At 36.8% G+C, this 20,287-nt stretch carries 17 protein-coding genes; 10 read left to right on the plus strand and 7 right to left on the minus strand.

What is annotated here, in order from left to right:
* Nucleotides 1–97: 97 nt before the first annotated feature.
* Nucleotides 98–1,153, minus strand: a complete 1,056-nt coding sequence (locus BUB03_RS17300; RefSeq protein WP_073065532.1) for a Gfo/Idh/MocA family oxidoreductase — start codon at nt 1,151–1,153, stop codon at nt 98–100.
* 184 nt (nt 1,154–1,337) lie between these two features.
* Here BUB03_RS17300 and BUB03_RS17305 point away from each other — a divergent pair, with 184 nt between their 5' ends.
* The 3 genes from BUB03_RS17305 to BUB03_RS17315 all read left to right on the plus strand — a co-directional run bounded on the left by BUB03_RS17305 (nt 1,338) and on the right by BUB03_RS17315 (nt 4,909).
* A complete protein-coding gene (locus BUB03_RS17305) occupies nt 1,338–3,560 on the plus strand; it encodes a TonB-dependent siderophore receptor (RefSeq protein ID WP_073065535.1) in 2,223 nt (740 codons plus the stop codon).
* Between the two features lie 83 nt (nt 3,561–3,643).
* Entirely contained in the window at nt 3,644–4,159 is a 516-nt protein-coding gene (locus tag BUB03_RS17310; protein ID WP_073065538.1) for a hypothetical protein, read from the plus strand.
* A gap of 159 nt (nt 4,160–4,318) precedes the next feature.
* A complete protein-coding gene (locus BUB03_RS17315; protein WP_040997197.1) occupies nt 4,319–4,909 on the plus strand; it encodes a hypothetical protein in 591 nt (196 codons plus the stop codon).
* A 101-nt stretch (nt 4,910–5,010) separates the two neighbouring features.
* Here BUB03_RS17315 and BUB03_RS17320 read toward each other — a convergent pair whose 3' ends face one another.
* Entirely contained in the window at nt 5,011–5,646 is a 636-nt protein-coding gene (locus tag BUB03_RS17320) for a peroxiredoxin (RefSeq protein ID WP_040997199.1), read from the minus strand.
* 95 nt (nt 5,647–5,741) lie between these two features.
* Here BUB03_RS17320 and BUB03_RS17325 point away from each other — a divergent pair, with 95 nt between their 5' ends.
* Entirely contained in the window at nt 5,742–6,626 is an 885-nt protein-coding gene (locus BUB03_RS17325; protein ID WP_073065541.1) for a mechanosensitive ion channel family protein, read from the plus strand.
* Nucleotides 6,627–6,788: 162 nt separating this feature from the next.
* Here BUB03_RS17325 and sucC read toward each other — a convergent pair whose 3' ends face one another.
* The 4 genes from sucC to BUB03_RS17345 all read right to left on the minus strand — a co-directional run bounded on the left by sucC (nt 6,789) and on the right by BUB03_RS17345 (nt 11,274).
* The gene (sucC, locus tag BUB03_RS17330; RefSeq protein ID WP_040997205.1) at nt 6,789–7,979 is read right to left on the minus strand and encodes an ADP-forming succinate--CoA ligase subunit beta; all 1,191 of its coding nucleotides are present in this window, start codon (nt 7,977–7,979) and stop codon (nt 6,789–6,791) included.
* Between the two features lie 339 nt (nt 7,980–8,318).
* Nucleotides 8,319–8,705, minus strand: coding sequence for a DUF423 domain-containing protein (locus BUB03_RS17335; protein WP_073065543.1), 387 nt, complete (start codon nt 8,703–8,705; stop codon nt 8,319–8,321).
* A 3-nt stretch (nt 8,706–8,708) separates the two neighbouring features.
* On the minus strand, nt 8,709–9,779 hold the full coding sequence (locus BUB03_RS17340; RefSeq protein ID WP_073065546.1) for a hypothetical protein: 1,071 nt from the start codon (nt 9,777–9,779) through the stop codon (nt 8,709–8,711).
* A gap of 166 nt (nt 9,780–9,945) precedes the next feature.
* A complete protein-coding gene (locus BUB03_RS17345) occupies nt 9,946–11,274 on the minus strand; it encodes a hydroxymethylglutaryl-CoA reductase, degradative (protein ID WP_073065549.1) in 1,329 nt (442 codons plus the stop codon).
* Between the two features lie 143 nt (nt 11,275–11,417).
* Here BUB03_RS17345 and BUB03_RS17350 point away from each other — a divergent pair, with 143 nt between their 5' ends.
* From BUB03_RS17350 to gap, 4 genes are all read left to right on the plus strand, one after another.
* Complete coding sequence (locus BUB03_RS17350) at nt 11,418–12,683, plus strand: putative DNA modification/repair radical SAM protein (protein ID WP_073065551.1); 1,266 nt, start codon at nt 11,418–11,420, stop codon at nt 12,681–12,683.
* 97 nt (nt 12,684–12,780) lie between these two features.
* Nucleotides 12,781–13,539 carry a TIGR03915 family putative DNA repair protein gene (locus tag BUB03_RS17355; protein ID WP_073065554.1) on the plus strand — a complete coding sequence of 253 codons (759 nt, stop codon included), beginning with the start codon at nt 12,781–12,783 and terminating at the stop codon, nt 13,537–13,539.
* A gap of 654 nt (nt 13,540–14,193) precedes the next feature.
* Complete coding sequence (gene pfkA, locus BUB03_RS17360; RefSeq protein WP_040997217.1) at nt 14,194–15,180, plus strand: 6-phosphofructokinase; 987 nt, start codon at nt 14,194–14,196, stop codon at nt 15,178–15,180.
* A 29-nt stretch (nt 15,181–15,209) separates the two neighbouring features.
* Nucleotides 15,210–16,214 carry a type I glyceraldehyde-3-phosphate dehydrogenase gene (gene gap, locus BUB03_RS17365; protein ID WP_040997219.1) on the plus strand — a complete coding sequence of 335 codons (1,005 nt, stop codon included), beginning with the start codon at nt 15,210–15,212 and terminating at the stop codon, nt 16,212–16,214.
* A 74-nt stretch (nt 16,215–16,288) separates the two neighbouring features.
* Here gap and BUB03_RS17370 read toward each other — a convergent pair whose 3' ends face one another.
* Entirely contained in the window at nt 16,289–17,578 is a 1,290-nt protein-coding gene (locus tag BUB03_RS17370; RefSeq protein WP_073065557.1) for a hypothetical protein, read from the minus strand.
* Between the two features lie 445 nt (nt 17,579–18,023).
* Between BUB03_RS17370 and BUB03_RS22240 the strand changes: the two genes are divergently transcribed.
* Both BUB03_RS22240 and BUB03_RS17380 read left to right on the plus strand, forming a co-directional pair.
* Nucleotides 18,024–18,797, plus strand: coding sequence for a response regulator transcription factor (locus BUB03_RS22240; protein WP_073065559.1), 774 nt, complete (start codon nt 18,024–18,026; stop codon nt 18,795–18,797).
* A gap of 89 nt (nt 18,798–18,886) precedes the next feature.
* Nucleotides 18,887–20,083, plus strand: coding sequence for an oxygenase MpaB family protein (locus tag BUB03_RS17380; RefSeq protein ID WP_073065562.1), 1,197 nt, complete (start codon nt 18,887–18,889; stop codon nt 20,081–20,083).
* The last annotated feature ends 204 nt before the right edge of the window (nt 20,084–20,287 follow it).

Raw genomic sequence — 20,287 nt, forward strand, 5'->3', positions numbered from 1 at the left:
AGTGCTGTAGCGTTAATGTGTTAGAGTGTTTTAGAATAGAATACTTTATTTCATACTCCAAAACTCTCCCACTCTCAAACCCTCAAACTCTCCTACCTTATAAATACACTATTTTTCCTTCTTTCGAGCTCTCAAGGGATGCATCGATGATCTTCATATTCTGAACCACTTCTCTTCCCTGCGATGGCAAGGCATAACCGAAAACGATATATTCATAAATCTGTTGATAGTAATTCATATAATTTCCGGCTTCACTGGAAGTCAGGATTCTTTCGGTTTCTGAACTTTCATTTAAGAAGTTTAAAATTCCGTCTGTTCCTTTTAAAGGTTCTGTCCATTCTGTGCCATAAACCGGTATAGTTCCTGCAACCAGTTCATTTTCCTGGTTATCGGTTCTTTCCTGAAGAAAACTTCCTTTCTCTCCGTGAATGGCATATGCGTAATGAGCTTCTTTGGTGAATACAGAAGATTTCAGTCTCACTCTAAGGTTATTTTTATAGTACAGCAGAATTTCAAAATAATCGTTCGCGTATTCTTCCCCTTTCATGGAAAAGACATCGGCAAAAAGCTTCTCAGGATACCCAAAATACTGTACCGCCTGATCTACAAGATGTGCTCCAAGATCGTGAAGCGACCCTGAACCGGTCTGCTGCGGATCTTCTTTATGCTGTTTACCGCTGGGTGTGGTACGGAACCTGTCGAAACGGATCTCTGCTTCTTTTATTTCACCTAATTTACCTTCGTTCAATATTTTATGAACCTGGAGAAAATCGCGGTCAAATCTTCTGTTTTGATAAACACTTAAAAACAGTCCTTTTTGTTCTGCAAGCTCAACCAGCTCTTCCGCTTCTGAAACACTGACGGTAAATGGTTTTTCAACAATGATATTTTTTCCTGCCTCCAGTGCCATCTTTGCATATTCATAGTGACTCTGTACAGGGGTATTGATAATCACAAGCTCAATATCTGCATTCTGAAGCATCTCTTCTACCGAACGGTAAATGGTAGCTTCCGGATATTTTTCTTTTGATTCTTCTTTACTTCTTTCCACTATAGCTGCTATAAAAAATCCGGGATGCTCTTTTAAAAAAGGGGCGTGAAATACTTTACCGCTCATTCCAAAGGCACAAAGTCCTGCTTTTACCAATTGCATATGTATAATTTTTAACAAATATATTCAATAATCTGCAGTTAAAGAGCTTTGAATGTGAACCATCAGTGAAGCATTTGGTTGGAATATGATAAAAATCATTTTATTGTTTTTATTAATTCTAAATTAATCCTTCACAAAATTCTTACTTTTGCCGTTATTTAAAACTAGTCTACATAAAAATAAAATGAATAAACAGCTTGTAACTTTAGGATTTTTACTGGGTACCCTATCTTTAAGTGCTCAATTGAAAAATATTGAAGCCGATACCATCAGGACCCAGACGATTGAAGATATTAATCTTCATAAAACCGGAAATCCAAACCAGGCAAGAACTTTATCCACAAAGTCCAACCTTACGGTAATGGAAAATCCTCAGGCCATTTCCATTGTAACCCACGAAATTATTGAGCAGCAACAGGCGAAACAGCTAAGCGATGTGCTTCAGAATGTAAATGGTATGTACATTACTTCATCCAGAGGGAATTCCCAGGATAGTTTCGGAGGCCGTGGTTTCATTTTAGGAAACGATAATATTTTTAAAAACGGCGCCAGAATCAATAGTGGTGTTTTTCCTGAAGTAAGCGGACTGGAAAGAGTTGAAGTACTGAAAGGAGCCAATGCCATGCTGTACGGAAATACAGCTGCAGGGGGAATTATCAATATGATTACCAAAAAGCCTAAATTCAATTTTGGAGGAAGTATAGGATTGAACGGCGGAAGCTGGAATTCTTATAAGCCTACCGTTGATATTTACGGTCCTCTATCCAAAAATATTGCTTTCAGGGTAAACGGTGCATATGAATATGCCGAAAGCTTCAGAGATGTGGTACAGTCTGAGAAATATTACTTCAATCCTTCATTTTTATTCAATTTAAGTCCGAAATCTCAATTGATTGTTGAAGCAGATTATCTTAAGAATAATTTTACTCCGGACTTCGGGATCGGTTCTATTACCAACAAAGATCTAAGTTATTCTTTAAACAATTATGTTGACAGAAATACATTTTTCGGTACAGACTGGCAATATCAGAATGTAGAACAGACCTCAACGACTGTAACATTCAATCACCAATTAAGCGCTAACTGGACATTAAATGCTGTAGCTTCTTATCAAAATTACATAAAAGATTATTTCTCTTCTGAACGTGTACAGTGGGGTTATGATAAAAAAATCTCTGAGAACCGCCTATCCTGGACAAGACCATTCAATAAAACCTATAATGAAAGCAATTACGCTTCTGCACAGGTGAATATCAACGGAGAATTTAATACCGGTAAAATTGGCCACAAATTATTAATCGGAGCTGATACTGACTATAATCAGGCAGACGCTTATGCTTTTAATGTAGCTCCTACTACCAATGTTCTGTTTCTGGATGATCCATCTACCTGGAGCAATATTGCAATGCCAAATACGAGCGAAAATACCCTGACAAGGGTAAATACCAGAAGAATTGGTTTTTATGCCCAGGATTTTATAAGCTTAACCAAACAATTTAAAGTTATCGCTGGACTTCGTTGGTCTTATATAGAAAACATGCCTTCTATAAAGACAACTTATGCAACTCCAACGAAACCTCAGGATAAAATTTTTGTCCCAAATTCTGCAACGTCAGATCAAGCACTTTCTCCAAAAGTAGGCTTAGTTTATATGCCAAATGCTAATCTTTCTGTTTTTGCAACCTATACCAATTCGTTTTCAGCAAACACAGGAATAACAATTTTTGATGAACCTCTTAAGCCAACTACTATTGACCAATATGAAGTAGGAGTGAAAAAGAACTTATGGAATAATGCATTAGCTGTTAATTTATCATTATATCAGATACTTAATCGCAATTATTACCAAACTGCTTTGCTTAAAGCTGACGGAAGCGCAAACAGTGATACAAACATCAAGGAGTTCGCCGGAAAAATGAGAAGCCGTGGTGTGGAACTGGATATTACAGGAAATCCAACCGAAAACTTATCTATTATTGGAGGATTCTCTTACAATAATTCTGTATATCTTGATACTCCTGAAGATGTTGGATATGTAGAAAATCAAAGACTTGTAAGAACTCCGGCTACCACTGCCAACGCTTCAGTATTTTATAAATTCACCAGATTTGCTAAAGGTTTAAAAATAGGAGCTGGTGCTTACTTTATCGGTGACAGGATTGCAGGGTGGAATGATACCAAAAAGGGAAGTAACAGTTTAGCTGCCAGAAATGGGGTAAGCAGAATGTTTGAATTAAAAGATTACACAACTGTAACGGTATCCGTGGGTTACGAATGGAAGAAATTCTCTATCCAGGGAAAGGTGGGTAACCTGTTTGATGTGGTGAACTATAATGTACATGAAAATTATTCTGTAAATCCTATCACCCCAAGAAACTACTATTTTACATTAACGTATAAACTTTAGAATTAAATATAATTTCAGTATTCAAAGTGGAAACCGCATTACTGCAGCTTCCGCTTTTTGAATTATAAAACAAAACATACAATATGGATAAGATCAAAGACACAAGAAGTTTCATGAGAATCACCCACCGTTATCTTGGCTATTTTCTTGCAGGGATAATGGCAGTATATGCATTGAGCGGGGTTTTACTTGTTTACAGAGACACGGATTTTCTTAAGAAAGAGAAAAAATATGATAAAACGGTTGCCGTTAACCTTTCAGAAAAAGAGCTTGGAAAAGAACTGAAAATTAAAGGTCTTGAGGTAGAAAAAACAGAAGGCACCATCCTTCATTTTAAGCAGGGAACCTATGACGCATCTACCGGAAAGGCCAAATATTCAAAAAAAGAACTTCCTTTTGTACTGGATAAAATGGTAAAGCTGCATAAATCACAGTCAAAAGAAACCTTGTCACCGCTGAACACCTTTTTCGGGATCGCTTTATTTTTCTTCGTAATTTCAAGTTTCTGGATGTTTAATCCTAAAACAAAAGCTTTCAAACGTGGAATAAAATTTACCATTGCAGGTCTTATTATTTCAGTAATTCTTTTATGCATTTAAATTGCAGTATTAGCAAAAAAATGGCCAAATAATTCACATTTCAATCACGCTAAAATTAACACTTATTCTGAATTTTTATCTAAAATTAAGAAGTCTGGCACATTTATTGTCTTTTCTCTATCCAATGAATATACCATTTAATTATTAAAATAATAAATTATGAAAAAACTAATTTTTGCAGGAATATTAGCAGCAACAGGTTTAACAGCAACTGCTAACGCTCAGATTCAAAAAGGTAACTGGCTTGTAGGAAGTAGCCTTTTAACAAGTAATTTCGGTTTAAATACCGGTGGTGGTTACAGTATTGCTATTCAGCCTAAAGGTGCTTATTTTATAGAAGATAATGTTGCAGTTGGTGGATATGTTAATTTAGGAATTAGTAAAGTAACTAACGGGAGCCCAACAAGATTTGATTATGCTGTAGGAGGTTTAGGCCGTTATTATCTTTCTCCGGGTGAAAAAGGAGTAGATAACTTATTGAATCACGGACGTTGGTTCTTTGAAGGTAACGTAGGTATCGGAGGATCATCTGTTGAAAATGGTAACTCTACCACAGGTCTTGACTTCGGTGTAGGTCCTGGTTATTCTTACTTTATTACTCCGAACATCGGTTTAGAAGGATTGGTTAAATATCAAGGACAAGCTGGTTTTGGTAGCGAAGGTCTAAATTCTAATATTACATTCAATGTAGGATTCAGTATTTATTTACCAACTTCAAAGGCTAAAGATATTGCCAGAGACGCAAAATAATCACTTACATTTTTGCTTAAATAAAAAAATGAAATCGCCCCGAAATATTTTCGGGGCGATTTTCGTACAAATTAAAACTAAACTATAAAAAATCAAATAAATCACGTATTAGGTTGTGGCGTATATCTCAGATAGGGTTTTATTTCTGTAACCCCTTTTGGAAATATTTTTCTCGCATCATCGGTTGAAATAGCAGGAGGTACAATAACATCCTCCCCATTTTCCCAATTGACAGGAGTAGCCACTTTATGTGAATCAACCAGCTGAAGAGAATCCAGGACTCTCAGAATTTCATTGAAATTCCTTCCTGTAGAAGCCGGATAAGTAATAATTAGTCTTACTTTTTTATCCGGATCAATAATCAGCAGCGAACGTACAGTGGCTGTAGCCGAAGCATTTGGGTGAATAAAGTCATACAACTCCGAAATCCGTCTGTCTTTATCTGCAATAATAGGAAACTGTACATCCGTATTCTGGGTTTCGTTAATATCTTTAATCCAGTTCTGGTGATCCTCTACCCCATCTACGCTTAGAGCAATAACCTTTGTTCCTCTTTTATCAAATTCTGACTTTAACTTTGAGGTATATCCCAGCTCTGTCGTACATACAGGGGTATAATCTGCAGGATGGGAGAATAAAATTCCCCAGGAATCACCTAAAAATTCATGGAACTTAATATCACCTAAAGACGTCTCTGCCTGAAAGTCCGGTGCTGTATCTCCGAGTTTAATTGACATAATATTCTGCTTTATTAGTCTACAAATTTAGTAGACTTTTTGAAACTGGCAAAATTTTTGTTGAAAATTTACATATCTTTAATAAATTTTTTTTCATGCAGAACAATGGATACAGCTACGTAGATGTCATTTACAGGGTTTTGGAAAGCTGGTATATGAAGTTTGCCGAGCTTACACCCAAACTTATCGTCGGAATTTTAGTATTTTCTTTTTTCCTTATTACCAGTAAATACCTGAGTTTAGGGGCCGTAAGATTATTTCACAAATTTTTCCCTAAAAGCCAGAAAGAAAGCTCACTGGTTACCCTAATAAGCATATTCAGGTTCCTGATCATGATGATGGGGACTTTTATTGCTCTTGAAATCATGGGCTTCAGTGGTTTCCTCTGGAAATTTATCGGAAGTTTGGGAGTAGCAGGGGTAATTGCAGGGGTTGCCCTGAAAGATCTGGTATCAAGTATTTTTTCAGGAATGCTTATCGGGATCGATAAAGCCTTTAAAGTTGGGGATTATATTACCATAGGAACTCACTCCGGAACAGTTCAGGAAATCGGTTTTTTAACGACAAAGATTATTACCGACGATGGGAAGAAAGCTTACATTCCCAACCAGGTCATTTTCAATGCTCCGTTTTACAATATTACAGCATCGCCGCAGCGAAGAATTATTTTGAATTTTGAGATCCCGGCGGATGAGGACATTACCAAAGCCCAGAAGGGAATGCTGGATGTCATTAAAAGTTTAGAAAATGTGGATAAGCTGGACACTTCGGAAGTTATTTTCACCGACCTAAAACAAGGCAATTTTAACCTTCAGGCTAAATTCTGGATGAAAGTAGGAGCCAATATGGTTCAGGTGAAAAGTGAAGCCTATCTGAGAATCAAACAACGTCTGGATGCAGATAATATACAGCTGGTAACTCCTACCAGTATCAGCATTACAAATGGAGAATCTTTACCTGTTGACAATCAGGATCATTAAAATATAAACCGCTTAGTAAAGCGGTTTTTTTTTGCTTAAATTATTTCTTATGCTTTAATTTCAAAAGTATTTAACATTAAAAACTTTTGAGTCCTTGTAATCAAAAAAAGAAAAACCGTTCCAGAAATTGAAACGGTTTTCTATATTATTTAAAAGTTCAGCTTATGCTAAAACTTCTTTTACTTTGTTTGCTGCTTCTTCCAAAGTAATTGCTGAATGTACAGGAAGACCTGAGTCATCAATTAATTGTTTAGCTTCTACAGCGTTAGTTCCCTGTAATCTTACGATCAATGGAACCGGAAGGCTTCCCATAGCTCTGTAAGCATCTACAACTCCCTGGGCTACTCTGTCACATCTTACAATACCTCCGAAGATGTTGATCAAAATTGCTTTTACATTAGGATCTCTAAGGATGATTCCGAAAGCAGTCTGAACTCTCTGAGCATCAGCAGTACCTCCAACGTCAAGGAAGTTAGCAGGGTTACCACCAGATAATTTGATGATATCCATAGTTGCCATCGCAAGACCGGCACCGTTTACCATACAAGCAACGTTACCATCCAGTTTCACGAAGTTAAGACCAGCTTCACCGGCTTCAACGTCCATTGGATCTTCTTCTCTTGTATCTCTAAGTTCAGCCAGGTCTTTGTGACGGAACAATGAGTTGTCATCCAAAGTTACTTTAGCATCTACAGCGATAATTCTGTTATCTGAAGTTTTTAATACAGGGTTGATTTCGAAAAGAGAAGCATCAATTCCGGTATAAGCATTATAAAGAGATGAAATGAATTTCACAAATTCTTTAAATGCATTTCCTTCAAGGCCAAGGTTGAAAGCAATTTTTCTGGCCTGGAATCCCTGAAGACCTAAAGCAGGATCAATGATTTCTTTGTGGATTAAATGAGGTGTTACTTCTGCAACGTGCTCAATATCCATTCCTCCTTCAGTAGAATATACGATTGTATTTTTACCTTCAGCTCTATCTAAAAGAATAGAAACATAAAATTCTTTAGTTTCAGATTCTCCCGGATAATAAACGTCTTCTGCAATCAAAACAGAGTTTACTTTTTTACCTTCAGCAGAAGTTTGTGGAGTTACCAACTGCATTCCGATGATGTTCTGAGCGTTTTCTTTAAGCTTATCCATGTTTGGAGAGAACTTTACACCACCACCTTTACCACGTCCACCTGCGTGAATCTGTGCTTTTACCACCCAAGCCTGAGCTCCGGTTTCAGCAGTCAGTTTCTCAGCAGCTGCTACAGCTTCTTCTACGTTGTTTGCAACGAAACCGCGTTGGATAGCTACTCCGTACTTTGATAAAATCTCTTTTGATTGATACTCGTGAAGATTCATATTATTTTTATTATTTTATTTTAAAATTTAAAGGTTGACAAATTTACTAAAAAGACATGGAAGTTCAAGTTTATTGACTTAAAAATTAAAGTGCGGCGAACTTGATTTTTAACATGTTTACCAAATTGGCTCTATTCTTCGGGCAATTTTTCAGACTTGGAACCGATGAACAGAATTTTAGGAGCAAAGAAATACCCTGCAGCATACAACATACAATAATCAACATTATGTCCATTGTAGAGAAATCTCAATTGATCAGCTGAAAACATCTTGTTTTTCCTGGCATGACAACCTCATCATTACTGACAATTTAGAACCATTTAGCTAATCGTAAAAGCCTTAAATTCTGTTCTTAGCGAAATAAAGGATCAGCATTCCCCAGCTCAGGATCATAAAAAGGCCTCCAAGCGGAGTGATCGGGCCCAGGAATTTCAGATTGACTCCTAAATAATCCTGCAGGCTTAAGAAATAAATACTTACTGAAAATAAAAGTGTTCCGGCAATCATCAGAATGGAGGTCCATTTTTCTGATGTAGTTTCAAATTTCAAAATATATCCGATAATCAGTAAAAAGAATGCGGCATACATCTGATATCTTACACCGGTCTCAAAACTTTCCAGTCTTTCTACAGACAGTATTTTTTTTAAAGCATGTGCTCCGAAGGCTCCCAGAATCACTGAAAGCATTCCGTAAACGGCACCGAAAATTAAAGTAATTGTTTTCATTTTTTATAATTCTTCTAATTCTAGATTCAAATATTTTTTTGTTTTGTAATCCTGCCAGGTTCCAATGATCTTATTTCCTTTCAAGTCGGCTTCGATCAAGGCTCTTGGTATCCATTGCTTGAGTTCTTCACTATGATAATCATCCTCTGTGATAGAAAAATGATCATGGGCAAACTTTCCTCTCCAATTGATCGGCTGCTTATTTTTGTCATACCAATAAGTGGCTGAAAAGGAATTATCCTCATTGATCCCATTAAACAAAACCGTAATAGGATATTTTCCATCAATTTTTCCTTTGAATAATTTATTGGCAGGACTTGTTCCGTCAACTTTTTCAGATCCGGAAATCAGTTTTTTTGCATAAGGGCTCCAATATTTTTCAAGCTCTTTATAAGTAAATTCAAGTTCGTGGCTTCCCAGATCATCCAATGCCCGCATTGCGTGGTTGGAGCATCTGCCAGCTATAAAAGTAATTTTATCCTTTGCAAAAAAATATTTGACGTCATTCAGTGTATAATCCATAAAACAACTTTCATACAAACCGATTTGCTCCTGAACTTCTTCCGAAATATTTTTTTCAGATTTTAATTCAGTCAGAAAATCATCAACTCTTTTTTTGATTCTTTTCTGAATTAAACAATTCACTGTTTTTACACTGCTGGCTTGAAACAGATCTTCAGCATTAATATAATTTCCTGTCCTCAGATCAAAATTCTTCCAGTCTGAAAATTCTTCAGGATAGGCTCCGGAAGCTTCACCTTCTATATTGATGCTAAGAATATTCTGAGGTGTTTCTAATTTTTTCCAGCTGTAAAAATATACGTAACTGGTATAGGAATTTGAAGCAGTAGAAACTTTTTTAAAAGGGTTACCGCCGGAATCCGGAATATATTCAAGTTCACTGACCTGTAGAAAAGTATTGATCTTATTCTCCACCAAAGGATTTTGCGGATAGGAAACCACCGGGAAAACAGTATCTTCTGATTTCGGCTGCAGATCACTGATCTTTACATTTTTCTGTTGTGAAAAACTTAAGCATGAAAGCAATAAGAAGAATACTGTAATCCTTTTCATGATCTGGAATGAATGTAGATTAATATCATTTTCGCCACCAAAGTTGATATTCCCAATATAATAAAGACATTGGAAAACTTTTTGGAATTCCTGAAGCCCGGCGATGTTGTCTTCTTTAAAAAGATTCCGAACAGGATAAATATGATAGGCAAGATAATCTGCAGCATTACTGAGCTCTTAGCCTGTTAAATTCATTAATCACTTCGTGATGGCTTACCGTTTTATCCTTAAAATAAGTCACGAAATGCTGCTTTTCCTCTTCCGTAGCGCCCATTTGGTTCAAAATATTCAGTAAGTGCATTTTCATATGCCCCTTCTGGATACCGGTAGTTACCAAAGAACGGAGAGCTCCGAAATTCTGGGCCAGTCCGGAAACTGCCAGAATACTCATCAGTTCCTGTGCAGAAGGCTTTCCAAGAAGTGCCAGTGAGAATTTCACCAATGGATGCAGGTTGGTAAGGCCTCCTACAACTCCTACAGAAATCGGAAGATCGATCCAGAATCTGAAAATCCCGTTATCTGTTGTACAATGGGTCAGGGATCTGTATTGCCCGTCTCTTGCGGCATAGGCATGAGCACATGCTTCCGTTGCCCTGAAATCATTTCCTGTAGCAATCACTACAGCATCCACTCCATTCATCACTCCTTTATTGTGAGTTGTAGCCCGGAAAGGTTCAATTTCTGCGATGGTAACCGCCTGTTTGAATTTGGCAGCAAATTCTTCATTGGAAATTCCGCTGTCATCTTTCAGATCTTCAATTTTACAGGAAACCTCAGCTCTTACAATACAGTCAGGCGTAAAATTGGAAAGGATATTCATCACAATCTGAAGCGTATTCTTTTCCTCCTGGGTGAAATCTTCACTTGTTGCGATTTCCTGCTTCATTGTTTTTCCGAACTGCTCAAGACATGAATTGATAAAATTCGCGCCCATGGAGTCTACCGTGTCAAAGCTGGCTTTAAGCTGGTAATAATTAGGCATTTCAGATGTTTTGTCTACCAGTTTGATATCTAAAATTCCACCGCCGCGTTTTCTCATGTTGGCAGTAATATCTTCTGTGGCTTCAAATAATCTTTTCTTCAATTTAAAATTAAAGAAATGCAGAAGTTTGTGAGGTTCTACATTGAATATAAAGTGGGTATGACCTAATTTTTCATTGTTGATGATGGTCGTTTTGAACCCCCCTTTATCGATCCAGAATTTAGCAGCCTTTGAAGCTGCAGCGACTACTGAACTTTCCTCAACAGCCATGGGAAGGGCAAATAATTTTCCGTCAATTAAGAAATTAGGAGCAATTCCGTATGGCATATAGAAATTGGAAATCGTATTTTCAGAAAACTCTTCATGAAGTTTCTGAAGCTCAGTATTCTCGTTCCAGTATTGTTTTAATATATTTTGATATTCTTCGTTTCCTTCAAGATACTCGTTGACAAGCCAATCGATTTTTCCCTGCTTTGTAAGTTTAGAGAAACCCTCTACCGGTTTATGATTCATAGTATAAATTTAATATGTGTAAAGATAGTAATTTTTGTAAGTCCCCGTTGTGGATAACTTCTATAGAAAAAAATTGATATTTATCAATTTTGGAACTACTTTTGGATAATATTTTGATACAAATTATAACATCTTGTTAAAATATGAATTTTGAACGCCTGAAAGAAAAGCTTGAAATCCTTGCTGATGCAGCGAAATACGATGTTTCCTGCTCATCCAGCGGTGGAACAAGAAAAAATAAAAAAGGCGCTTTGGGAGATAGCTCCGTAAGCGGGATTTGCCATACCTATACGGAAGACGGGCGATGTGTCTCCCTTCTCAAAATTTTATTGACCAATCATTGTATTTATGATTGCGCTTACTGTGTATCCAGAAGTTCCAATGATATTAAAAGAGCCGGGTTTACAGTAGAAGAAGTTGTGGATCTTACCATTAATTTTTACCGCAGGAATTATATTGAAGGTTTGTTTTTAAGCTCCGGAATTTTTAAAAATGCTGACACCACGATGGAGCGTCTCGTAAGAGTGGCCAAGAAACTTCGTTTAGAAGAAAATTTCAATGGATACATTCATTTGAAATCCATTCCGGGAGCAAGTGATGAGCTGATGCAGGAAGCTGCCTTGTATGCAGACAGACTGTCAATTAACCTTGAAATCCCTACAGAAAGCGGCCTTAAGTTACTGGCACCTGAAAAGAACCGTCAGGATATGCTCAGTCCTATGAAATATATTCAGAATGGGATTGCCCAGTATAAGGATGAAAAGAAAATTTTCAGAAAAGTGCCCAAGTTTGCCCCCGCGGGACAGTCCACCCAGATGATTGTTGGAGCTACCAATGAAAATGATCTTCAGATTATCAAAGTGGCTGATCATTTTTATAAAAATTTCAGTCTGAAAAGAGTGTATTATTCCGGTTACGTTCCGGTACTGGAAGATAAGAGGCTGCCTTCCCTGACAACGGCGGTTCCCATGCTTCGTGAAAACAGACTCTACCAGTCCGACTGGCTGATGAGGTTTTATGGATTTAAGGCTGAAGAAATTTTAGACCCACAAATGCCCTACCTGGATCTTGAGGTTGATCCGAAGCTGAGCTGGGCATTGAGGCATTTGCACCAATTCCCTGTGAATCTTCAGACTGCGGATTATCAGATGATTTTAAGAATTCCGGGAATTGGAGTAAAAACAGCACAGAAAATTGTTCAGGCACGCCGTTTTCAGATTTTAAATATGGACCATCTTAAAAAACTGGGAGCTGCAGTGAACCGGGCGAAATATTTCATTGATTTTAATGCCGGAAATGCTTATCTAAAGTATCTGACAGATAAAAACTTCAGAAATTTGCTTGTAGGCGGAAGCTCTTCCAAATTCCACAACCAGTTTTCACAGCAATTGAGTTTGTTTTTAGATTAATTTAAAGATTGAGAAATTAAGAGATTTAGAAATAAGAACCGGAAGTCATCCGCTTAACTGTTATCTCATCATCAAATCAACATATCAACACATTACTATGACTACCCTTCTCTACGACGGAAGTTTTGACGGCCTTTTAACCGCAGTATTTGAAGTTTTCGAATACCGTTATAAAGATGTGGAAATTGTGAGCAAAGGGAGGTTCCACCAGGAGAATATTTTTGCGGAAATTCATGAAGTCATTACTCAGAATGATAAAGCTGAACGGGTTTTAAATAAATTGGAACAAAATATTGAAAAATCAGGAATTCATGAGTTATTAAAAGTATATTTATCTGAAGATCCTGAACTTGAACAGCTTATTTTATCAGCTATAAGACAATCTGTACAGCATCCTGACAAAAATATCCTACAGAATTATGCAGACACTGATATTCTAAAAATTTCCAAAATCTGCAAATCCGTAAGCCGGGAAAGACACCGGATGACTGCTTTTGTAAGGTTCGAAAAAATGCAGGATGGCGTTTTCTTTGCAAAAATAGATCCTGATTTTGATGTTCTTCCCCTGATCCGGAAACATTTTAAAGACCGTTACCAGGATCAGAAGTGGATGATTTATGATCTAAGGAGAAATTACGGAATTCTATATGATCTGGAAAACTGTGAGTTTTTTTATCCTGAAGAAAAACTGGATCTTCACAAATACCAGCAGAAGTTTCATGATGAGGAACAGAATTACCAGACGCTGTGGCAAAGGTATTTTACAAAAACCAATATTGTGGAAAGAAAGAATCTGAAACTGCACGTTCAGCATGTTCCGAAGAGATACTGGAAGTATCTGACAGAGAAATGGTGATTTGAGGAGAGCTTTTTCTCTGGCAGATCTGGCAATTGAGCAGATTTTACTGGTGTGAATACTAAATAATTTTATTCCTTATCCACTGGACGTTAGCTGTTAATAGCATTAATTAAAAATTCCGATCGTATGGCATATCAATGAAGGCAAGAAATATCTCAATGAATTTCTCCAGGGTACTGCAAAAGTAGGCCGCGGGTTTTGAACCAACAGCTTAATAAAATGGTGAGAGTGGCATTTTGGTTAAACAATCGTTTAATAAACTCTCTCCCAGAATGGAATATACACTGACTGAACTTGGGTAAAAACTGGCTGAGGTCCTTTGGCAGCTGAATGAGTGGGGAAAACTTTTGATTCCTGCAAATAAGGAAGTTTAATATTTTACTGATACCGACTGGTAGAAATATTTACAAAATAACACTGCATTTTATTCTCATCAATAAGCCCTTATCTTGACTATCCATACTTTTTCGAATCCTTTCAGAATATTTTTACTACCCGCTTATGTAAATTTTTGTGAGATAAAAAAGCAAGGTATTTTTTTAAGCTTGCAAATTTTAGAAGCTTTTAATTATTTATATTCAAAACTCTTATCAACTTACTGCCATTATCTGAACTTGTTTTTGTAAATTTGTGTTCGAAATTTTTTACTTGATGAAAGAGAGTGCTGTAAAAAAAATTGCAGTTCTTACTTCAGGAGGTGACTCTCCGGGTATGAATGCGGCATTAAGGGCGGTAGTAAGGACCGCCAACTATTATAATATCGAATGCTACGGAGTAAGGGAAGGCTATAACGGGCTCATCCATGATGATTTCCTGAAAATGGGTCCCCGTTCCGTAAAAAATATAATCAACCAGGGCGGAACAATTCTTAAATCTGCCAGATCTGTGGAATTCAGAACTCCGGAAGGACGTCAGAAAGCTTACAACAACTGTGTAAAACACGGTGTGGATGCTTTGGTATGCATCGGAGGGGACGGAACTTTTACAGGAGCAAAGATTTTCAATGAAGAATTCGGGATCAGAGTAATCGGTGTACCGGGAACTATCGACAATGATATTTTCGGAACCGATAATACCATTGGCTATGACACCGCTTTGAATACAGCTATGGAAGCTATTGACAAAGTTCGTGATACGGCAACTTCCCACAACAGGGTTTTCTTTGTTGAGGTAATGGGTCGTGATGCAGGTTTCATCGCTTTAAACAGCGGACTGGCAACAGGTGCTCTGGATATTCTTATTCCTGAGAAAAAAGACAGCATGGAAGATCTTTTTGCCAATTTCAGAAAGGCTGAAAAGACCGGAAAGGCGTCAAGCATTGTAGTTGTAGCTGAAGGTGAAAAACTTGGAAGCATCTATGATCTGGCTAACCAGACAAAAGAAGAGTTCCCTGACTATGATATCCGTGTAACCATCCTGGGACACATCCAGAGAGGTGGTTCTCCAAGCTGTGCAGACCGCGTTCTGGCCAGCAGACTGGGTTACGGTGCCGTAGTGGGATTAATGGAAGGAAAAACAAATGTAATGGCTGGAATGCGTTCCAACGATCTGGTATACACACCGATCGAAGAAGCCATTAAAAAACATAATGAAATCAATAAAGATCTTTTACTGATTTCCGAAATTTTAGCAATCTAATTATTTTTATAAATCTAAAACAAACTATTATGTCAACAATCAAAGTAGGTATCAACGGTTTTGGTAGAATTGGACGTCTTGTTTTCAGAGCAATGACTGAAAGAGATAACATTGAAGTAGTAGGAATCAATGACCTAATCAACGCAGAATACATGGCTTACATGTTAAAATATGATTCTGTACACGGTATTTTCCCTGGAGAAGTTTCTGTAGAAGGAAATGATCTTGTAGTCAACGGAAAAAGAATCAGAGTAACTGCCGAAAGAGACCCGAACAACCTGAAATGGAATGAAGTAGGAGCTGATTATGTGGTAGAATCTACAGGTTTATTCCTAGATAAAGAAAGTGCTTCCGCTCACTTAAATGCCGGTGCTAAAAAAGTAATCCTTTCTGCTCCATCTAAAGACGATACTCCAATGTTCGTAATGGGTGTGAACCACAAAGAGCTTACTGATGATATCAAAATTTTATCAAACGCTTCTTGTACAACCAACTGTTTAGCTCCTTTAGCTAAAGTAATCCACGATAACTTCGGGATCGTTGAAGGTCTTATGACTACGGTACACGCTACAACGGCAACTCAGAAAACTGTAGACGGTCCTTCAATGAAAGACTGGAGAGGAGGAAGAGCTGCTCTAAACAACATTATCCCTTCTTCCACAGGTGCTGCTAAAGCAGTAGGAAAAGTAATTCCTTCACTAAACGGAAAACTAACAGGTATGTCTTTCAGAGTACCAACAGTTGACGTTTCTGTAGTAGATTTAACAGTGAGAATTGAAAAAGCTGCTTCTTATGAAGAAATCTGTTCAGTAATCAAAGCTGCTTCTGAAGGTGAATTAAAAGGAATCTTAGGATACACTGAAGATGCAGTAGTTTCTCAGGACTTTGTAGGAGATAAGAGAACTTCTATCTTCGATAAAGATGCCGGTATCATGCTTTCTCCAAACTTCGTAAAACTTGTTTCATGGTACGACAATGAAATGGGTTACTCTAACAAGTTGGTAGATATGCTTGTACACGCTGCTTCTTTATAATGAGTAATAAGCGATAAGCAATCAGTAATAAAAACCTTCCCGACGGGAAGGTTTTTTTATTGATGATATTTTAGTTAAAAAAGTTGGTTTAAAGGGACTCCGAATTTCACTCCCCAGAAACTTTCCTCTTTTCCTTCATCATAATTGGTAAAAGATGTATTTCTCCAGAAAGGCTCTATATTAATAGTAGTTTTTCCATCCTTATCTCTTAATGGGAACATAATTCCTACACTAAAAATATTTTTGTTACTTGTAAAAGTAGTTGTACCAGGTGTAATAAATTCTTTGTTTTGATAACTTATATCCATACCTATCAAATTATTCTGACCAAGAGGTATAAATCCAAGCACCTGCACAGATATATCTCTTTTATATTTTTGTTTAAGGGTACTCATGTTGGTAATATAAACACTTTGTTCCTCCACATCATAATAAACAGTATTGTTTGTTCCGTTTTCGTATTGAATTTTGTTCCAGTCTACAGTCGAAAAGATTTCGGAAAGAGAGGTCTTTTTTGAATATGAAAGTTGAGCATTGATATATACACCCAAACCATTACTTCGCCCATAGAAAAGATTTCCGGAAAATGAAAAATAACCTCCACTGATCCGCTTATTTATAGGATCCATAACTGAATTCTGCACATTAATGCTGTCAATTATCTTGAGTTTATCTTCGGAATACCCTACATCTAGTTTTGTCCATGCCAAGAGTTTTGCAGTCCACACATTTTTGTATAAAATATTTTCGACTTTTTCAACTTCCTGATGATAAAGTTCTTTATAATCAAGCTGTCCAGACTCTATTTTTTCCAATTCATCTTTAGGTTGTAATTTTTCTTCTACTTTGTTTTTTACCAGTTCATAGATCTTTTTATTTTTTTTCCGAGCTTCTTCCGGCAATCCAATGTAACGATACTTGGAAACCAGAAGAGCAGTCCAGCTTGCTCCTACTCTCAAAAGTTTTCGGTTAGAAAAATCAAAAAAACCATCATTATTAAGTTTACCACTGGCATTAATTGCAAAAATATGCTTAAATTTTTCTTCGTCTTTTTTTTCAGGAATATAAATGATTGGACTGAATGAAAAGCTCTGTTCATTTTTGTCAACAGAAAGTGCTGCGTATTTTCCTACTTGATTAGTTTCTGTAGATCCTGTAACAAGCATAGAAAAATCTTTCTTAACCATTTTATTGTACGTATAAGCTGATACAATTGGGGAGTAAGAACCATTATTTTGTGAAACAAAAGCTGAATCTTTTGTAACCAATATTTTTAGCATTTTCTTTTTTTCATCTGTTGAGATCTGTTGAGATTTGATCATTCCTACCCAAAGCAGGAACAGCATTAATAAATAAGTTTTCATGGCTATTAGTTTTCCACAAAGTTTCAAATTTCATGAAGACAAGTAAAGTACCCGTTCGGGTGATTTTTAAAGCCCGGAAGAAGGTGAAAAAAGAATGACAGGATATAAAAGAAAAAGCCTCCACAGCAACGAGAGGCTTATTAGTTTATCATTTTCAAACAACTAAAAAAGAAAAGAGTAAACTGTTTTATAACATCATTTAATAACTTTCAATAATTAAAGCCATTTGTACAGACTGTCGCCATTTATTCAATGACGGATAATTTTTTCTCAATTTATAACAAACTACAGAAAAAAATAAATCATTAAACAAAACGGAATAGAATAAATTGAGTTTCCCTGGTTATTAGTTCCTACAAAGTTTGGAATTTTATCAAAGTAAAAAAATCCCCCTTTTGTGGTATTTTGTAAGTATTTTGGTTATTTTAGCTAAAACTAATTATTCATGGGGAACTCAGAACAAAAACATCCTCTCATTGAAATCTGGAATACTTATCCAGGCGTCAGGAGAGACAGGAAGATTCTAGATAAGCCACCCATTGAGCGCATCATTGGTGAAATGTTTGCCATAGGTGAATTTTATTATTATGCTTTGAATCTTACCAACAGTACACTTTCGCATCATCACGAAAACATTCTTAAGCTTCACGGCCTGTCCTCTTACCCTGAAAACTTAAAAGAGGTCATCGATCTTACGCATCCTGATGATATTGAATTTGTGATTAAAGCTGAGCAGGTCCTTGTCAACAAAATTACAGAGATTGGCCTGGAAAGCCAGCTTTACATAAAAGGCAGCTATTGTTTCAGAATGAAAACAGCAGACGGAAATTATGAGCTGTTCCATCATCAGTCCATTATTACAATGGAAGACGAAGCCGGAATTCCCATACAGTCTATAAATATTCACACCAATATCCACCATATCACAAAAGAAAATCCCTATACTGTCCTGGTTTCAGGAATAGGCCCGAGAAATGATTTCCACCAGGTAAAGCTGGATTGTTTCTCGAAACCGGAAAACTTTTCGGAGCATTTAACAAAAAGAGAAATGGAAATTCTGTCCCTCATTGCAAAAGGATATTCCGGACCGGAAATAGCACAGGCATTGATCCTGTCTGAACATACGATAAGGACACACAGGAAAAATATTCTGCGGAAAACAAATTCAAGGAACAGTAAAGAGCTCGTTAAGAAAGCATTTGAAAAAGGACTTATATAAAATAATTTGTGTAATTAAATAAAACCCCGCAGGAACACTGATAAATCTCACCAGAAAATTTCGGTGCAAAACTTGTATTTTTATACAAGATGGACAAACCGATTATACAACCGCGATTTAAAGATTCCCCTCATTTCAGGAATTTCTGGGAAAAAGGCAACGGAAAGCAGCTTATTGATTTTTCCGGTGCAGAAGTGAGCTTTAACAACTTTGATCAGTTCTCACCTTATTTTTATCATGTTGATGAAATGGGTGATCAGGTAGTAAAAGATGTTTATCTGGCTAAAAAATTTCACGAAGCATCCCGAGAAATTGAAGGTTACATCCGTAACGGCGTTTCTGAAGCAGACAACGTTCCTGAAAGTGTAAAAAAGCTCTTCACTCAAACCCAGAAAATTCCCGATTGGCTTGATTATAATCTCCTGAAGAATGGAGCAGAACTCTGCATGCGAAGCAATCTGGATTCCCTGATCTCTTTAAGGGATTACTGTCTGATGGGCGGTTACGATTATGCTTATCTGAATAAACCGCTTGTTGCTACAGAAGCACTGAAAAAAGGTGCTGTAAAACGTCTTTCGGAAACACTGGATTTCTGGGTAAACGCTACCCGTTACGACGCATTGGAACTTCATGCAAAGGGCTATGAATTTGCTATCAAAACCCGTCTGATCCATTCTTACGCAAGGCTTTCCATAAAGAAGTATTACAAGGAATGGGATACGGAAAGCTGGGGCGAACCTATCAATTCCTGGGACATGATGGCAACGTATATCGGCTTCAGCCTTGTTTTTCTGCATAGTCTTCAAAAATTAGGAAATACTTTTTCTGCTGAAGAAGAGGAAGGAATTTTTCACCTTTGGAAATACGTAGGCTATTTGCTGGGAATACCGGAACAGCTTCTTCCGGACAATAAAAAACAGGCAACGGAATATTTCTATCTCTGGACTTCCGTTCAGCCGCCGTCCGATAAAGATTCTATTTTACTCGCCCATTCCTTACTGAATGAATCCCTGGAAAACCCGATTTTAAAATTCAAATTTGAAAGGAAAAATCTCAGATATCTTCATATCTGCTGTACATGGTTCCTTTTGGATGATGAAGTTTGTAAAAGGCTTGAAATCCCTGATGTTTCTGCCAAAAATCTGTTTCCAAAAACGAAGATGGTCATCAATAAAGTATATGATAAATTCGTAAGCAGGGAAGCCAGAATAAAAAAAGGAAATAAGGACCAGATGAAAGTACTGGAAGATTATCTGAGGATCACCAAAAATTCAAATTTTCACTAGAAAAATTTCCCGCAAAACCTTCTGTAAAAGTGTAAAAATGTGATTTTTATGCGTTCAATCATAAGATCCGGCATTGCTTTTGTGATGAATCGTAACCGCTATAAAAATTTATCATTTTTTAACTCTAAAAATAGTTTTTCAAACCAAATAATATTAGCTTTTGATGTTAAAATTATGTATTTTTGAGAAATTATTTTAATAGAG

The sequence above is a fragment of the Chryseobacterium oranimense genome (assembly GCF_900129755.1).
Lineage (GTDB): Bacteria > Bacteroidota > Bacteroidia > Flavobacteriales > Weeksellaceae > Chryseobacterium > Chryseobacterium oranimense.

Excerpts from the sequence above, each read along its gene's own strand:
- BUB03_RS17300 (WP_073065532.1), bottom strand. The coding sequence starts at position 1,153 with ATGCAATTGGTAAAAGCAGGACTTTGTGCCTTTGGAATGAGCGGTAAA.
- BUB03_RS17305 (WP_073065535.1), top strand. The coding sequence starts at position 1,338 with ATGAATAAACAGCTTGTAACTTTAGGATTTTTACTGGGTACCCTATCT.
- BUB03_RS17310 (WP_073065538.1), top strand. The coding sequence starts at position 3,644 with ATGGATAAGATCAAAGACACAAGAAGTTTCATGAGAATCACCCACCGT.
- BUB03_RS17315 (WP_040997197.1), top strand. The coding sequence starts at position 4,319 with ATGAAAAAACTAATTTTTGCAGGAATATTAGCAGCAACAGGTTTAACA.
- BUB03_RS17320 (WP_040997199.1), bottom strand. The coding sequence starts at position 5,646 with ATGTCAATTAAACTCGGAGATACAGCACCGGACTTTCAGGCAGAGACG.
- BUB03_RS17325 (WP_073065541.1), top strand. The coding sequence starts at position 5,742 with ATGCAGAACAATGGATACAGCTACGTAGATGTCATTTACAGGGTTTTG.
- sucC (WP_040997205.1), bottom strand. The coding sequence starts at position 7,979 with ATGAATCTTCACGAGTATCAATCAAAAGAGATTTTATCAAAGTACGGA.
- BUB03_RS17335 (WP_073065543.1), bottom strand. The coding sequence starts at position 8,705 with ATGAAAACAATTACTTTAATTTTCGGTGCCGTTTACGGAATGCTTTCA.
- BUB03_RS17340 (WP_073065546.1), bottom strand. The coding sequence starts at position 9,779 with ATGAAAAGGATTACAGTATTCTTCTTATTGCTTTCATGCTTAAGTTTT.
- BUB03_RS17345 (WP_073065549.1), bottom strand. The coding sequence starts at position 11,274 with ATGAATCATAAACCGGTAGAGGGTTTCTCTAAACTTACAAAGCAGGGA.
- BUB03_RS17350 (WP_073065551.1), top strand. The coding sequence starts at position 11,418 with ATGAATTTTGAACGCCTGAAAGAAAAGCTTGAAATCCTTGCTGATGCA.
- BUB03_RS17355 (WP_073065554.1), top strand. The coding sequence starts at position 12,781 with ATGACTACCCTTCTCTACGACGGAAGTTTTGACGGCCTTTTAACCGCA.
- pfkA (WP_040997217.1), top strand. The coding sequence starts at position 14,194 with ATGAAAGAGAGTGCTGTAAAAAAAATTGCAGTTCTTACTTCAGGAGGT.
- gap (WP_040997219.1), top strand. The coding sequence starts at position 15,210 with ATGTCAACAATCAAAGTAGGTATCAACGGTTTTGGTAGAATTGGACGT.
- BUB03_RS17370 (WP_073065557.1), bottom strand. The coding sequence starts at position 17,578 with ATGAAAACTTATTTATTAATGCTGTTCCTGCTTTGGGTAGGAATGATC.
- BUB03_RS22240 (WP_073065559.1), top strand. The coding sequence starts at position 18,024 with ATGGGGAACTCAGAACAAAAACATCCTCTCATTGAAATCTGGAATACT.
- BUB03_RS17380 (WP_073065562.1), top strand. The coding sequence starts at position 18,887 with ATGGACAAACCGATTATACAACCGCGATTTAAAGATTCCCCTCATTTC.